At 67.2% G+C, this 15,805-nt stretch carries 13 protein-coding genes; 3 read left to right on the top strand and 10 right to left on the bottom strand.

Annotation, left to right across the window (positions count from 1 at the left end; genetic code table 11):
• Position 1: 1 nt before the first annotated feature.
• The 10 genes from IB225_RS20290 to IB225_RS01710 all read right to left on the bottom strand — a co-directional run bounded on the left by IB225_RS20290 (position 2) and on the right by IB225_RS01710 (position 10,060).
• Positions 2 to 721, bottom strand: a complete 720-nt coding sequence (locus IB225_RS20290; RefSeq protein WP_225583186.1) for a DnaJ domain-containing protein — start codon at positions 719 to 721, stop codon at positions 2 to 4.
• Entirely contained in the window at positions 718 to 2,409 is a 1,692-nt protein-coding gene (locus IB225_RS01750) for a molecular chaperone HscC (protein WP_192309195.1), read from the bottom strand. The genes IB225_RS20290 and IB225_RS01750 overlap by 4 nt, the downstream gene beginning before the upstream one ends.
• A gap of 66 nt (positions 2,410 to 2,475) precedes the next feature.
• The gene (locus tag IB225_RS01745) at positions 2,476 to 2,844 is read right to left on the bottom strand and encodes a hypothetical protein (protein WP_192309194.1); all 369 of its coding nucleotides are present in this window, start codon (positions 2,842 to 2,844) and stop codon (positions 2,476 to 2,478) included.
• Positions 2,841 to 3,374 carry a polymer-forming cytoskeletal protein gene (locus tag IB225_RS01740; RefSeq protein ID WP_192309192.1) on the bottom strand — a complete coding sequence of 178 codons (534 nt, stop codon included), beginning with the start codon at positions 3,372 to 3,374 and terminating at the stop codon, positions 2,841 to 2,843. The genes IB225_RS01745 and IB225_RS01740 overlap by 4 nt, the downstream gene beginning before the upstream one ends.
• A 215-nt stretch (positions 3,375 to 3,589) precedes the next feature.
• A complete protein-coding gene (locus IB225_RS01735; protein ID WP_192309190.1) occupies positions 3,590 to 5,197 on the bottom strand; it encodes a carboxyl transferase domain-containing protein in 1,608 nt (535 codons plus the stop codon).
• 192 nt (positions 5,198 to 5,389) lie between these two features.
• Positions 5,390 to 5,767, bottom strand: a complete 378-nt coding sequence (locus IB225_RS01730; protein ID WP_192309188.1) for a hypothetical protein — start codon at positions 5,765 to 5,767, stop codon at positions 5,390 to 5,392.
• Between the two features lie 167 nt (positions 5,768 to 5,934).
• Entirely contained in the window at positions 5,935 to 6,279 is a 345-nt protein-coding gene (locus tag IB225_RS01725) for a hypothetical protein (protein WP_192309186.1), read from the bottom strand.
• A gap of 171 nt (positions 6,280 to 6,450) precedes the next feature.
• Positions 6,451 to 7,626, bottom strand: coding sequence for an acetyl-CoA C-acyltransferase (locus IB225_RS01720; protein ID WP_192309184.1), 1,176 nt, complete (start codon positions 7,624 to 7,626; stop codon positions 6,451 to 6,453).
• Positions 7,627 to 7,728: 102 nt separating this feature from the next.
• Positions 7,729 to 8,901 carry an isovaleryl-CoA dehydrogenase gene (locus tag IB225_RS01715; RefSeq protein WP_192309182.1) on the bottom strand — a complete coding sequence of 391 codons (1,173 nt, stop codon included), beginning with the start codon at positions 8,899 to 8,901 and terminating at the stop codon, positions 7,729 to 7,731.
• A 58-nt stretch (positions 8,902 to 8,959) separates the two neighbouring features.
• Positions 8,960 to 10,060, bottom strand: a complete 1,101-nt coding sequence (locus IB225_RS01710; RefSeq protein WP_192309180.1) for a Glu/Leu/Phe/Val dehydrogenase — start codon at positions 10,058 to 10,060, stop codon at positions 8,960 to 8,962.
• 221 nt (positions 10,061 to 10,281) lie between these two features.
• Between IB225_RS01710 and IB225_RS01705 the strand changes: the two genes are divergently transcribed.
• The 3 genes from IB225_RS01705 to IB225_RS01695 all read left to right on the top strand — a co-directional run bounded on the left by IB225_RS01705 (position 10,282) and on the right by IB225_RS01695 (position 15,614).
• The gene (locus IB225_RS01705) at positions 10,282 to 10,902 is read left to right on the top strand and encodes a TetR/AcrR family transcriptional regulator (protein WP_192309178.1); all 621 of its coding nucleotides are present in this window, start codon (positions 10,282 to 10,284) and stop codon (positions 10,900 to 10,902) included.
• Positions 10,903 to 10,972: 70 nt separating this feature from the next.
• Complete coding sequence (locus IB225_RS01700; RefSeq protein ID WP_225583183.1) at positions 10,973 to 11,851, top strand: alpha/beta fold hydrolase; 879 nt, start codon at positions 10,973 to 10,975, stop codon at positions 11,849 to 11,851.
• Between the two features lie 121 nt (positions 11,852 to 11,972).
• A complete protein-coding gene (locus IB225_RS01695; protein WP_192309174.1) occupies positions 11,973 to 15,614 on the top strand; it encodes a methylmalonyl-CoA mutase family protein in 3,642 nt (1,213 codons plus the stop codon).
• Positions 15,615 to 15,805: the final 191 nt, after the last annotated feature.

Here is a 15,805-nt window from a genome sequence, read left to right as displayed (position 1 = left end):
ATCAACCCGCACCTTGGCACATGCGGAGCAGGCCGATGAGTGCCCCCAGGCTGACAAGCAGGAGTGCACTGGACTCCACGAAAGGATTCTGCCGTCGCATCGCAGGCGACTCGCGGAAGCGCAGGTCCGCCCACGTAGGGTGAGCGGTTCGCGAACGGGTGCGCAGCGCATCGATCCGGCGGGCAAGCGTGGGATAGGCGTGAAGCACTTCATGGATACCGAAGAACGCCAGGATCACTTCGATCTGAGGCGTGGGAAGAGGCTCCTCGCGTTCCAGTTCGCTGATCACCACCACCACCATTGCATCCTTAGCATCGAGCGACATGAGGTCGGGGTGCTCGGCCAGCCATCGATGCAGGTCGGGCGTTGTCGCGGTCCTGGCGCACGCGATCAGTGCACCACTGACAGCATGGGCATCGAATGCAGAGCGACCTGCCGTGTCGACATCCCGTTTGATCGGCACGGAGATGATGTCCTCCGTGGCAGGCAGGATCAGGAAGGCGGGCCTATCGCCAGCGTACGCGTGCGTGTCGGCTGGCCCCATGACGGCGTGGCCGGCGAGGTGCTGGAGCGCAGCTTCGTATGCTTCATTGAGCCGTTGGAATCCAGAGGGATCCTCGTCCGGCCGCGTGACCTTCAGCAGCCGTGCGTAGGCACGCTTGATGGTGCGTTCGTCCGCGTCGTCGCCGATCTCAAGCAGGTCGTACGGCCATTGGCTCACGCCTGCGCCTCGATGTGTTCCAGCATCCGGGCGAAATCCGCGCGATGCTCACGAATCTGCATCGGGTCCTGTCCGTCGAGGACCGAGCGGAACCTCACAAGCGCGTCCTGCAGGTCGTGGCGTGCCCACAGCAGTTCCTCGTACAGCCGTTCCGCACGCGCGATCAGCGCGAGGTTCTCCTGCTGGTCGCGCGGGTGGACCTTCAACTCAGACAGTGCGGCGAGGCGCTGGCGGATTTCGTCGGCCGACAGCACGCCGGGATTCTGCTGCAGGATGACCTCGTGCGATTCGCCGGTCGCCAGCACCGTGGCCTCGACCTGCAGCAAGCCGTTGACGTCATAGGTGAAGCGGATGTCGACAGGGTTTTCGTGGGCTGGGCGCGCCGGCACTTTCACCGTGATGGTGCCTAGCTTGACGTTGTTCTCCACACGCGGGCTTTCGCCCTGGTAGATGTTGAACTCCACTTGCGTCTGCAGGTCGCGCATGGGCTGGTAGCGCTCCACGCGGCTGACCGGCACGGTGGCGTTGCGGTGGATGATTGGCGAGAACAGGCCGGTGGTGACCTGGCCATGCCCGTCATCGCGCCCAGTATCGACGCCCAGCGAGTGCGGGCAGACATCGGTGAGGATGATCTCTTCCAGCTTCTCGTCGCGCGCTTTCATGCCGGCCGCCACGGCAGCGCCCAGCGCGATCGCTTCGTCGGGATTGATGTGCCGCAACGGCAGCCGGCCGAACATGCGCGAAACCAGGCGCGCGGTCAGCGGCATGCGCGAGGCCCCACCGACCAGGACGATGTCGTCCAGTTGCCCGGGGGCCAGCCGCGCATCGCGCATCGCGCGCTCCAGGGGGGCACGCATGCGCTGCACCAGCGGTTCGCAGATGCGTGCGAAGCCTGTTTCGTCGATCTGCCACTGGCGCGGTTCGCCTCCGAGGGTGAATTCCACCGTCAGCGGGTTACCCGCGGTGACGGAGAGCTCGCGCTTGGCCAGTTCCAGGCGGCGCCGCAGTTGTGCATCCTCGCTGGCCGTCAGGTGCTGCGGATCGAACTTGATGTCGCGCAGGCAGGCATCGCGCAGCGCGGAGAGGAAATCGTCGCCGCCCAGGAAGTTGTCACCCGCGCTGGCATGCACTTCCATCACGCCGTCGAACATCTCCAGGATCGAGACATCGAACGTGCCGCCGCCCAGGTCGAAGACCAGGAAGCGGCCGCCGTCGCGCTGCTGAAGGCCGTAAGCCATCGCGGCGGCAGTCGGTTCGTTGATCAGGCGCTCGACCTTGATGCCGGCGAGTTCGCCGGCGATCCGCGTCGCCTTGCGCTGGGCATCGCCGAAATACGCAGGGACGCTGATCACGGCTTCCGTTACCGGACTCCCCAGATGGCTGGCTGCGTCTGCCAGCAGCGAGCGCAGCACGATCGCGGACAGTTCTTCCGGACGCAGGGAGTGCTTGCCGAGGCGGGTGACCCGGTTGGTGCCCATCCAGCGCTTGAAGCTGGCGACGCTGCGCTGCGGGTGGGTGATCAGTCGGTCGACCGCGGGGCGGCCGACAATCAGCGCCTCGTCCGCGTCCACGCTGACGACCGATGGCGTCAGCAGTTCACCCAGCGCGTTCGGGACCAGGACCGGACCGTCAGGTCCGTAGTAGCCGACCAGCGAGTGCGTGGTCCCCAGATCGATGCCGACGATCATCCAGCCCCCTGCTGGCATCCGTGTCGGCGTCGAGTGTAACGGGGCATGCTGCCGGCGGGGAGGGCGTCAATGACGCGTGCGTCGTCCTGCTGCCTTGCCGGTGGCGGGATTGAGTTCGACGGAGAGCACGAAGCTGCGCTGTTCGTGCGGCTGCATGGCGCCGACGCCGACGACCTGGCGGGTGACTTCCTCGCCACGGTCGTTGCGGATCGACAGCACCACGCTGTACTCCCAGGCAGCGCCCTCGGCCGGCGGCTGCAGGGTGCCTTCGATCCGCAGGGGAGTCAGGGCGGGCGCCGCGTTGACGCCCGCGCCGGGCTCGAAGCGCAGATGGTGGCGGCAGCCCGGACAGACCGCCGCGCTCTCCAGAATGGTCGCCTTGCAGTGCGGGCAGGTGCGGGTGGCGCCGGCACTGCCCGGGCGGGGGTGGCTCATGCGGCGGTGCCAGGCTCCGTGCCATTGCCCTTGCCGCCCTTGGCCGGGGCTTCATCCCAGCCGAACTCGGCGTTGCCACGCATGCGCGAACCCGCCGCGACGGTCAGCGCGCCGGCTTTCACGTCGCCGACCAGCACGCCGGACGACAGCAGTTCGACGCGTGATGCGGATTCGATGTTGCCTTCCAGCTCGCCCGCGATGGTCACCTTCTTCGCGCGCACGCCGCCGTTGAGCTTCGCTCCGGTCTCGATGGTCAGGTCGCCCTGCACGTTGACGTCGCCCTTGAACTTGCCGGCGATGCGGATGTGGCCAGTACCTTCGATCTTGCCCTCGATGGTGAGGTCCGCCGCAATCAGCGATTCCTTGAGTGCCTCCTGGGGCGCCGGACGTTCGACTGGGCGCGTGCCGGGCGGTGCGGTGACGGCCGGTGAGAAGTCGGCTGCAGCGGGCGCATCGCGCACCACGGCGGGCTCAGGCGGGGGCGGAGCGCCGTCTTTCTTCGCGGGGGCTTGGTCTTTCCAGATGGACATGCAGGGGATGCTCCGGGGTGGCAGGGTCCCCGACTATCGCCAATCGATGGGACGTCACGCTGTGATCACGCCTGCCAAACGGCCACGACGGACGGACGTCCGCGCACCGGTTTACCTTCCAGAGGGAGTTGTCTACGCGTCGCTCACATGCCTGAAGTGGGGGGCGCTCCCCCCACCGGTTACACCCACTGTGGGGACGGCCTCCGACGTTCCGGCTACATCCGGAAGACGCCGAACTTCGCCGGTTCGATCGGCGCGTTGAGCGAGGCCGAAATACCCAGGCCCAGTACGCGGCGCGTATCCGCCGGGTCGATGATGCCGTCATCCCACAGGCGCGCGGTGGCGTACCACGGACTGCCCTGCGATTCGTACTGGTCGCGAATGGGGGCCTTGAAGGCATCCTCTTCCTCCGGGCTCCAGGTCTTGCCGGCGGCTTCGATGCCGTCGCGCTTCACCGTCGCCAGCACGCTGGCGGCCTGTTCGCCGCCCATCACGCTGATGCGCGCGTTCGGCCACATCCACAGGAAACGCGCGCCATACGCGCGGCCGCACATGGCGTAGTTGCCGGCGCCGAAGCTGCCGCCAATCACCACGGTGAACTTCGGTACGCTGGAGCAGGCCACGGCCGTCACCATCTTTGCGCCGTCCTTCGCGATGCCGGCGTTCTCGTACTTGCGGCCGACCATGAAGCCGGTGATGTTCTGCAGGAAGACCAGCGGTATGCCGCGCTGGTTGCACAGCTCGATGAAGTGCGCGCCCTTCAGCGCACTCTCGCCGAACAGGATGCCGTTGTTGGCGACGATGCCGACCGGATACCCATGCAAGTGGGCGAAGCCGGTGACCAGGGTCTTGCCGTAGCGGGCCTTGAACTCGTCCAGTTCGCTGCCGTCGGTGATGCGCGCGATGACCTCGCGGATGTCGAACGGACGACGGGTGTCCTTGGGCACGATGCCGTAGAGCTCTTCGGCCGCGTACAGCGGCTCGCGGACATCGCGCACCGTCACCGGCAGCGTCTTGCGGCGGTTGAGGTGGCCGACGATGCCGCGCGCGATCTCCAGCGCATGGCGGTCGTCCTCGGCGAAATGGTCGGCCACGCCGGAATTGCTGGTATGCACGTCCGCGCCGCCGAGGGCTTCGGCATCGACGACCTCACCGGTCGCCGCTTTCACCAATGGAGGACCACCCAGGAAGATCGTGCCCTGTTCCTTGACAATCACGCTTTCGTCGCACATCGCGGGAACATACGCGCCGCCGGCCGTACAGCTGCCCATCACCACCGCGACCTGGGGGATGTTCTCGGCGGACAGCCGGGCCTGGTTGTAGAAGATGCGGCCGAAATGCTCCTTGTCGGGAAAGACCTCGTCCTGCAGCGGGAGGAACGCGCCGCCGGAGTCGACGAGATAGACGCAGGGAAGCCGGTTCTCGCGTGCGACTTCCTGCGCACGCAGGTGCTTCTTGATCGTCATCGGGAAGTAGGTGCCGCCCTTGACCGTCGCGTCGTTCGCGACGACGACGATCTCGATCCCCATCACCCGGCCGATACCGCAGACCATGCCGGCGGCAGGTGCCGCGCCCTCGTACATGTCCTCGGCCGCGAGCGGTGCGATCTCGAGGAAAGGAGAGCCGGGGTCGAGCAGGGCAGTGATGCGGTCGCGCGCCAGCAACTTGCCGCGCTCGGTGTGCTTGGTGCGGGCCTTCTCACCGCCACCATCTGCCGCATGCGCCAGCCGACGATCCAGTTCCTGCACCAGCACGCGGTGATAGGCCGCGTTGGCGGTGAAATCGGGCGAGCGCGGATCGAGTTGCGAGGCGATGGCGGGCATGCGGCATGTCGATACGGGAAAGGCGGCATAAGACCACAAAGCCCCGCATGCGCCAAACCGCACTGCAAAAAAGCCGCCGCCGTTTCGAGCTTGCGTAGCGATGATCAGCAGGTCGCCGACGCGTTGGGTGATCCGGAAAACAACAAGGCCCGCTTGCGCGGGCCTTGTCCGATTCGCGATGAAGCGAGTCGATTACTTCTTGGCTTCTTCAGCCTTGGCTTCGGCCTTGTCAGCGACTTCGGCAGCCTTGTCGGCGGTCGCCTGGGCGGCATCGGCGGTGGCCGAAGCGGCGGCAGCGGCAGCGTCGGAGGCAGCGGTTTCGGTGGCGGCAGCAGCGTCCGAAGCGGCGGCGGTGGCGGCAGCAGCGGCGTCGGTGGTCGCGGCGGCAGCGGCGTCGCCAGCGGCAGCGGCGGCATCGCCAGCGGCGGAGGCGGCGTCACCCGCGGCAGCGGCGGCCTGGTCGGCGGCAGCAGCGGCGTCGGCGGCGGCCTGGTCGGCGGTCTCGCTCTTGGTGCAGGCGCTCAGGGCCAGGACGGCGGCGGCCAGCAGGACGGTGGTCTTGATCTTCATGTGGATCCCCAAATCGGTAAGTGTGGAAGAAGATGGCGCCGGGAGGCGACGTCCGTTCGTCCTCGGGTGAGGCGGCGAACCGGGGAGCCAGACCCGGATACAGAAAAAGCCGCCAGCGAACTGGCGGCTTCTTCAGTGTAACGCCAAAAAAGGCGGCTACCAGCAGATTACTGCTTGGTGGCTTCCTTGGCAGCGTCGGTCGCGGCTTCGGCCGTGTCAGCAGCCTGGCCAGCGGCGTCGGCAGCAGCGTCAGCGGCTTCCGTCGTGGTGGCGGCAGCAGCGTCGGTCGCGGCGGTGGCAGCGGCGTCGGCGGCGGTGGCAGCGGCGTCGGCCGACTGCTGGGCGGCGTCGGCGGTCGTCTCGCCAGCGGCAGCGGCGGCGTCAGCGGCAGCCTGGGCTTCGGTCGCGGTCGCAGCGGCGTCAGCAGCGGCGTCGGCAGCCTGTTCCTGGTTCGAGCACGCAGCCAGGGCGAAACCCAGAGCCAGCGCGATCAGAGCCTTGTTCATGGTCATCGTTGCATTTCCTCGTCGTTAGTTAGGCAACGCGCAATTGCGCGCCTGCAACATGATGACAAGCCCGTTACCCGTGTCAAGCGGTTGGCCGGTTATCTTTGTCAATCCGTTGTTAAATTCTATGGGCGGAACGAAAACCGACCGCGCCGCCCCCGAAACTGCGCAAAACGATCAGACGATTTCGACCGCGATCGCCGTCGCCTCGCCACCGCCGATGCACAGCGTGGCGACACCGCGCTTGGCGCCGCGAACACGCAGTGCATTGACCAGGGTCACGACCAGGCGGGCGCCCGAGGCACCGATCGGGTGGCCCAGCGCACAGGCGCCACCGTTGACGTTGACCTTGGCGTGCGGGATGCCCAGTTCCTTGATCGGCGCCATGGCGACGACGGCGAAGGCTTCGTTGACCTCGAACAGGTCCACCTGGTCCACGGTCCAGCCGACCTGCTTGAGCAGCTTGTCGATGGCGGCGACCGGGGCGGTGGTGAACCATTCCGGCGCCTGCGAGTAGGTGGCATGGCCGACGATCTTCGCCAGCGGCTGGATGCCGCGCTTGGCTGCTTCGTCCGCGCTCAGCAGCACCGTCGCGGCGGCGCCGTCGGAAATGCTGGAGGAACTGGCGGCGGTGACGCTGCCGTCCTTCTTGAAGGCAGGCTTCAGCGTCGGGATCTTGGCGATGTCGGACTTGCCCGGCTGCTCGTCGGTGGTGACCTCGACCTCGCCCTTGCGGGTGGCGACCTTGACCGGAACGATCTCGTCGTTGAAGGCGCCCGACGCCTGTGCGGCCTGCGCGCGGGTGACGGATTCAATGGCGAACGCGTCCTGCTCCTCGCGGCTGAAGCCGAACTTGTCCACGGTCGCTTCGGCGAACACACCCATCGGCTGACCATCGTAGGGGCTCGTCAGGCCGTCCCATGCCATGTGGTCGACCGCCTGGAAGTTGCCATAGCGGTTGCCGGTGCGCGAGTTGGGGATCATGTGCGGGGCGTTGCTCATCGATTCCATGCCGCCCGCGACGATGATGCTGGCCGAGCCGGCCTTGATCAGGTCGTGGCCCAGCATGATGGCCTTCATGCCCGAACCGCACACCTTGTTGATGGTGGTGGCGCCAGCGGCATCCGGGATACCGGCCGCGCGCGACGCCTGGCGCGCAGGCGCCTGGCCCAGGTTGGCCGGCAGCACGCAGCCCATGATGACTTCGGACACGTCGGCGGCCGGAATGCCGGATTGTTCCAACGCCGCGGCGATGGCGGCGGCGCCCAGCGTCGGAGTGGGGACGCCGTTGAACTGGCCAAGGAACGAGCCGATGGCGGTGCGCTTGGCGGCGGCGATGACGATGTCGGACATGGGGGACTTCCCGTGGAGTGAGATCCCGATTATCCCGCCCCGGCCCGACGGCGGGCAAATCGGCCGTTGGTACAGGGGCGTTCGTCACGCGGCGTCTGCCGCTCAGCCCCTTCCGTCGAACAGTTCCCGTCCGATCAGCATGCGGCGGATCTCGTTGGTGCCGGCGCCAATGGCATACAGCTTGGCATCGCGCAGCAGTCGGCCGGCCGGGTACTCGTTGATGTAGCCGTTGCCGCCCAGCGACTGGATCGCTTCCAGCGTGACTTGCACGGCGGCTTCCGACGCGTGCAGCAGGCAGCCGGCGGCGGCGGCGCGCGAGCCCTGGCCTTCGTCGAAGCCGCGCGCCACCTGGTAGGCGAAGGCGCGACTGGACTGCAGTGCGGTGTACATGTCGGCCAGCTTGCCCTGCATCAGGCCGAACGTGCCGATGGCCGCGTCGAACTGCTTGCGCTCGCGCACATAGGGCAGGGTGATATCGAGGGCCGCCTGCATCAGGCCGATCGGGCCACCGCTCAGCACCAGGCGCTCGGTGTTCAGGCCGCTCATCAGCACGCGTACGCCCTGGTTCACTTCGCCCAGCACGTTCTCGGCAGGGATCTCGCAGTTCTCGAACACCAGTTCGCAGGTGTTGCTGCCGCGCATGCCCAGCTTGTCCAGTTTCTGCGCGGTGGAGAAGCCCTTCATGCCGCGCTCGACGATGAAGGCGGTCATGCACTTGCTGCCCGCGTCCTTGCCGGCGGTACGCATGTAGACCAGCAGCACGTCCGCTTCCGGGCCGTTGGTGATCCACATCTTGTTGCCGTTGGCGACCCATACGCCGTCCTTGAGCTCGGCGCGGCAGCTCATCGAGCCGACCACGTCGGAGCCGGCGCCCGGCTCGCTCATCGCCAGCGCACCTTTCCACTCGCCACTGCTCAGCTTCGGCAGGTACTTCGCGCGCTGCGCGGCGTTGCCGTTGAGGTACAGGTTGGACACGCACAGGTTGGAGTGCGCGCCATAGCTCAGGCCGACCGAACCCGACGCCCGCGAGATTTCCTCCATCGCGACCAGGTGGGCCAGGTAGCCCATGCCGCTGCCGCCGAACTCGGGGTCCACGGTGATGCCCAGCAGGCCCAGTTCGCCCAGCTTGGGCCACAGGTCCTGCGGGAACGCATTGTCGTGGTCGATCTGCGCCGCCCGCGGCGCGATCTCGGTCTGCGCGAACCGCTGCACGGCCTCGCGCAGCGCATCCAACTCTTCGCCCAGCGGAAACCCGCTGACGGTATCCGGTCGCATTCGGTCCTCCCTCCTATTGCGGCCCAACTTCCAGGTTGTGTGTGTGGAACGTCCTGCGTCAGTGCTCGCCGCGCAGATGCCCCATGAAGCGCGGGGCGGTGCGGCCCAGCGGTAGCTTGAGCTTGCCGATGGCGGTCATGCGGGCTTCGGCGATGCGGTCGGCCGCGTACTGCGGCGCGATGTTTTCCTTCTCCGCCAGGTCGAAGATCTTTCCGACCGTGTGGTAGATGGTCCGCATCATGCGCATGGCGCGTTCGCGATTGTAGCCGTCGATCTCGAGCGACACGTTCATCACGCCGCCCGCGTTCACCGCGTAGTCCGGCGCGTACAGGATGCCGCGCTTGGCCGCTTCCACGCCGGTGACGTGCGACATCTGGTTGTTGGCGGTGCCGCAGATCACCTTGGCCTTCAGGCGGGGCAGGGTCTGCTCATTGATGGCGTACTCCAGCGCGCACGGACTGAAGACATCGACCGGCAGGTCGTAGATCTCGTCCGGCTTGACCGCCTCGGCGCCGTATTCCTCCACCGCGTGCTCGACCAGCGCCGGGTTGAGGTCGGTGACGAACAGCTTGGCGCCACGTTCCTTCAGCAGCTTCACGTACTCCATGCCGATGTGGCCCAGGCCCTGCACGGCGAAGCTGTACTTGCCGATCTCCTCGTTGCCGAACTTGCGGTTCAGCGTGGCCATCAGGCCCTGCAGCGCGCCGTAGGCGGTGAACGGGGCCGGGTCGCCGGAACCGCCATGCACCTGGTGCACGCCGACCACATACTCGGTCTCGCGGTACACGTTCTCCATGTCGTTGACGTCGGTGCCGACGTCCTCGGCGGTGATGTAGCGGCCGCCCAGCGAGTCCACGTAACGGCCGAAGCTGCGGAACAGCACCTCGGTCTTGTCCGCGCTGCTGTCGCCGATGATCACCGCCTTGCCGCCGCCGACGTTCAGGCCGGCCAGCGCGTTCTTGTAGGTCATCGTGCGGCTCAGGCGCAGCGCGTCGGTCAGCGCCAGCGCGCTGTCGGCGTAGGGGCGCATGCGCACGCCGCCCAGCGCCGGGCCCAGCACGGTGCTGTGGATGGCGATGATGGCCTTCAGCCCGGCGTCCGGGTTGTGGCAGAAGACGACCTGTTCGTGGCCAGAGGTGTCGAGGGTTTCGAAGATCATGGGTGGGCTCCGGTGCGCGGGTGGGGACCGGCGCGGGCTTGCCTTCTGGGCGGCTAACGGGTTGTCAGAAAAGAAAAAAGCGACGTTTCCGGATCGTGCCGTGGTCGTCGCAGGGCGCCAGTCTAATCCAATCGGTCTGCGGCGAGATGACGAGGGCCCGCCGGCGGGGGATGACCTCCGGCCTATTGCTGGAATAGAACGACCGTGCTATTCCTATTTACATGACCCCGCAAGCCGCCACCCACAAAGGCAATGCCACCCGCGAGATGATCGTCGCGCGGGCCTACGACATTGCCGCCAAGCATGGGCTGGAAGGGCTGTCGATCGGTGAGCTGGCCACTGCGGCCGGCATGTCGAAGAGCGGCGTGTTCGCCCACTTCGGCTCGCGCGAGGACCTGCAGCTGACCGTGCTGGAGTGGACCGCCGAGCGCTATGCCCGAACCGTCATCGTCCCGGTCGTCGGCCTGCCGCGCGGCTTGCCGCGCCTGCGGGCCATCATGGAAAACTGGTTCCGCTGGGTCTGCGACAACCCCGACGGTTGCGTGATCCTGGCCGCCGCCCACGAATATGACGCCCGCCCTGGGCTGCTGCATGACCGCATCGTCGACTGGCTGCTGCAGCTGCGCCAGCAGCTGATCAAGGCGATCGGCATGTGCATCGATGCCGGCGAACTCGCGTCGGATACCGATCCCATGCTGCTGGCGTTCGAACTGTTCGCCATCGCCCAGGGCCTGCACGACGCCCGCCTCTACGACGCCGCCCAGGCGCCGTTGCTTGCCCGCCGTTCGCTGGACCGCCTGCTGGCGTCCTACGGCGCCCCCGCTGTTTCTACCCCCGCCTGATTCTCCCGAGGTCTCCGCCATGGCCGCTGTCTCTGTCCCGAGAAATAGCACGACCGTTCGTAAATCATGGATGCTGTCCCTGCTCAGCGCCCGCTTCGCCGTCGGCAGCTGGGTCGCGCCGCGCAGCACGCTGGCACGCGCCTTCCACTTGTTCTGCACCCCGATGCCCGGCGCCCGTACCCGCGCACGCCAGGCCGAGACCGGCGGCGCCCGCATCGGCGAACTCGCCTTCGGCCGCGAGCGCCTGGCCACCTATACGTGGGGCGATCCGCAGCGGCAGCCGATCGTGCTGCTCGTACACGGCTGGTCCAGCTTCGGCCTGCGCTTCCTGCCGTGGGTGGAACCGCTGCGTCGTGCCGGCTATGCGGTAGTGACGTTCGACCAGCCCGCGCATGGCCGCAGCAGCGGACGCCGCGCCACGCTGCCGATGTTTGCCGAAGCCGCACAGCGCGTCGCCGACAGCATCGGCCCGCTCGCGGCCATCGTCGGCCATTCGCTGGGCGGTGCCGCCACCGCCATCGCCATGGCGCGCGGCCTGCAGGCCGAACGCGCCATCCTGCTCGCGCCCGCTGCCGATCCCTTCGATGCCGCGCGCCGTTTCGGCGGCATGGTGGGGCTGGCGCAGTTCCTCAGCCGCCGTTTGTTCGATGAGTACCAGGAACTGACCGCCTACGACGTCGGCGACCTGCACGCGCAGGCGACCGCGCCGCAGATCGCGCGGCCGGGACTGATCGTGCACGACCTGGAAGACACCGACGTGCCGTGGTGCGAAGGCGAGCGCTATGCACGCTACTGGCCGCAGGCCACGCTGGTCAGCACCACCGGGCTGGGCCACCACCGCGTGACCATCGCACCGGAAACCCTCGATGCCGCGCTGCGTTTCCTGCGCGGCGAAACCGTCGGCCAGCGCGTCGTTTCCACGCGCGACCTGCCGTTCGGTCTCTGCTGACGCCCGCGACCGCACGCCCCCGTAGGGTGTGCGGGTCGTGTCCACTGGTATGCCTTTGGTGAGGTGCTGACGCGCGAACCGCTACAATCCCGGGTCTATCAGCACGTGAGTGAGGGCACGCGTGAGCACACCCGCCAGCCAGTTTCCCGCAGCACAGGCCGACGCCACGCCGTTGCGCTTCGTCACCGCCGCCAGCCTGTTCGACGGGCATGACGCGGCCATCAACATCATGCGCCGCCTGATCCAGGGCGAGGGCGCCGAAGTCATCCACCTGGGCCACAACCGCAGCGTCGAGGACGTCGTCCGCGCCGCGCTGCAGGAAGACGCCGACGGCATCGCGCTGTCCAGCTACCAGGGCGGCCACGTCGAGTACTTCAAGTACATGGTCGACATGCTGAAGGAACGCGGCGCCGGCCATGTGCGCGTGTTCGGCGGCGGGGGCGGCACCATCACGCCGGAAGAGATCGCCGAGCTGCAGGCCTACGGCGTGGAGCGCATCTACCACCCCAACGACGGCATGAAGATGGGCCTGGTGGAAATGATCCAGGATGTCGTCAAGCGCGCCGAGGAAGGCCGCGTGCAGAGCGCCGCCGATCGCGACGCCGCACCGGCCGCACCCAAGCTCACCGACGAATCCGGCATCGGCCGCGTGCTCAGCGCCATCGAAGACGGCCGCTACACCGAGGCCGAACTGGAGAAGCTGCGCGCGCAGTGGGCCAAGGGTCCGCACGCGCCGTTCCCCGCGCGGCCCACGCCCGTCGTCGGCATCACCGGCACCGGCGGCGCCGGCAAGTCGTCGGTTACCGACGAACTGATGAACCGCTTCCTGTCCTGCTTCCCGCAGATGCACATCGCGGTGATCTCGGTCGATCCCACCCGTCGCCGCACCGGTGGCGCGCTGCTCGGCGACCGCATCCGCATGAATGCGCTGCGCAGCGACCGCATCTACATGCGCTCGATGGCCACGCGCCGCCAGCACGTGGCGACCAATGCCGTGCTGAAGGACTGCATCGCCTTCCTCAAGTCGCTCGGCTTCGACCTGGTGATCGTCGAGACCGCCGGCATCGGCCAGAGCGATTCGGAAATCGTCGACCTGGTCGACTTCCCCATGTACGTGATGACCAGCGACTACGGCGCGGCCAGCCAGCTGGAGAAGATCGACATGATCGACTTCGCCGAACTGATCGTGCTGAACAAGTACGACAAGCGCGGCGCCGAAGACGCCCTGCGCGACGTGCGCAAGCAGTGGAAGCGCAACCGCGTGGCGTTCCAGACGCCGGACGCCGAGGTGCCGGTCTATCCCACCATCGCCAGCCAGTTCAACGACCCCGGCGTCAGCTGGATGTTCGCCAACCTGTGCCGCCTGCTGCGCGAGAAGCTGCAGCTCCCCGCGGAGAAGTGGACGCCCGCGCTCGACACCGAGCTGAAAGAACCGCGCGCCACCGTGCTGATCCCCGGCAGCCGCGTGCGCTACCTGGCCGAGATCGCCGAACAGGGCCGCGGCATCAACCGCCGCATCGAGACCGAAGCCGAGACCGCCAGCCGCGCCCAGCATTACTGGAATGCGCTGAAGGATCTTGAGGATGCGGCGTTGCCGAAGGCGTTGGAGCTGTACTCGGCCGACAGCCTCCTTCCCCTGCTTGCGGGGGAAGGTGCCCGAAGGGCGGATGGGGGTGCGCGCGATGACGCAGGCCCCCATCCCAGCCTTCCCCCGCAGGCGGGGGAAGGGGCAGGGCACGTCGACCGCTCCCTGCTGACCCTGCGCCAGCGCTACAACGACGCCATCCAGTCGCTGTCGTCCGAAGCCTTGAAGCTGCTGCGCGAATGGCCCGCACGCCACAAAGCCGTGACCGATCCGGTCAACGAGTACCAGGTGCGCGGCAAGATCATCCGCATCGAGAACTACCGCGAATCGCTCAGCCACCAGCAGATCCCGAAGATCGCGCCGCCGCCGTACCAGGGCTGGGGCGAACTGCTGACCTTCCTGCAGAAGGAAAACCTGCCGGGCAGCTATCCGTACACTGGCGGCGTGTATCCGTACCGCCGCACCGGCGAGGATCCCATCCGCATGTTCGCGGGCGAGGGCACACCGGAACGCACCAACCGCCGCTTCCACTATCTGTCGGTCGGCCAGCCGGCCGCGCGCCTGTCCACCGCGTTCGACAGCGTCACGCTGTACGGCGAGGACCCGGCGCCGCGCCCGGACATCTACGGCAAGATCGGCAACTCCGGCGTCAACATCCCCACGCTGGACGACATGAAGAAGCTGTACTCCGGCTTCGACCTGTGCGCGCCCACCACCTCGGTGTCGATGACCATCAATGGTCCCGCGCCGATCATCCTCGCGATGTTCATGAACACCGCCGTCGACCAGCAGGTGGAGAAGTACCTGAAGGCCGACGACGCGCGCTGGACCGAAGCGCAGGCGAAGATCGATGCGTTCTTCGAAGGCCGTGCGCGGCCGCAGTACCACGGCGAGCTGCCGCCCACCAACAACGGGCTTGGCCTCGGCTTGCTGGGCATCACCGGCGAGCAGTTGCTGGATGAGGAAACCTACGCCCGCATCAAGGCCGAGACGCTGGCCACCGTGCGCGGCACCGTGCAGGCCGACATCCTGAAGGAAGACCAGGCGCAGAACACCTGCATCTTCAGCACCGAGTTCGCCCTGCGCATGATGGGCGACATCCAGCAGTACTTCGTCGACCACGCGGTGCGCAATTTCTACTCGGTGAGCATCAGCGGGTACCACATCGCCGAGGCCGGGGCGAATCCGATCAGCCAGCTGGCTTTCACGCTGTCCAACGGCTTCACCATCGTCGAGTACTACCTGGCGCGTGGCATGAAGATCGACGACTTCGCGCCCAACCTGTCGTTCTTCTTCAGCAACGGCATGGACCCGGAGTACACCGTCATCGGCCGCGTCGCCCGCCGCATCTGGGCGCGCGCCATGCGCGAGCGCTACGGCGCCAACGAGCGCAGCCAGATGATGAAGTACCACATCCAGACCTCCGGCCGTTCGCTGCACGCGCAGGAGATCCAGTTCAACGACATCCGCACCACGCTGCAGGCGTTGTATGCGCTGTTCGACAACTGCAACAGCCTGCACACGAATGCCTATGACGAGGCGATCACCACGCCCACGGAAGAGAGCGTGCGCCGCGCGGTCGCCATCCAGATGATCATCAACAAGGAGCTGGGGCTGAACTTCAACGAGAACCCGTGGCAGGGCAGCTTCGTGGTCGATCAGCTGACCGACATCGTGGAAGAGGCGGTCTACAAGGAGTTCGAGGCCATCAGCGAGCGCGGTGGCGTGCTCGGCGCGATGGACACCATGTACCAGCGCGGCAAGATCCAGGAAGAGTCGCTGTACTACGAGCACAAGAAGCACGACGGCAGCCTGCCGCTGGTGGGCGTGAACACCTTCCTGCCGCGCGAGCACGGCGGCGAGATCGCCACCGAGATCGAACTGATCCGTTCGACCGAGGAAGAGAAAGGCCAGCAGATCGCCAACGTCCGCGCATGGCAGGCCTCGCGCAACGCGCTGGCACCGGAAGGCGAGACCGACCACAGCCACGCCTCGGCGCTGGAAGAACACGCCGAGCCGGAAGTGCATGATGGCCACGGCCTGGCCTACCTTCAGCGCACGGCGCGCGAGCGCCGCAACGTGTTCGCCGCGCTGGTCGAAGCGGTGAAGACGCACAGCCTGGGGCAGATCAGCCACGCGTTGTACGACGTGGGTGGCGAGTACCGACGGAACATGTAATCCGCATCGACGAAAACCCCGCCTCGGCGGGGTTTTTTTATGGCGCGGCAGCGGGCCGCGACGCGCGGACGGGCTTAGGGTTCGCGCCGCCATTCCGGGGTTCTGTCGGCGGTGATGGCCGTTCGGCGCGCCGGCCTGTCCGCGTCGGGTGTGCGTCTGTACGTTACGCCGCAGCACGCGTCTCCAGCGCG

Origin of the sequence: Pseudoxanthomonas sp. PXM02 (assembly GCF_014851805.1) — a bacterium.
Lineage (GTDB): Bacteria > Pseudomonadota > Gammaproteobacteria > Xanthomonadales > Xanthomonadaceae > Pseudoxanthomonas_A.
The sequence above is the reverse complement of the archived record's forward strand: the minus strand, read 5'-3'. Positions and strand labels throughout refer to the sequence as shown.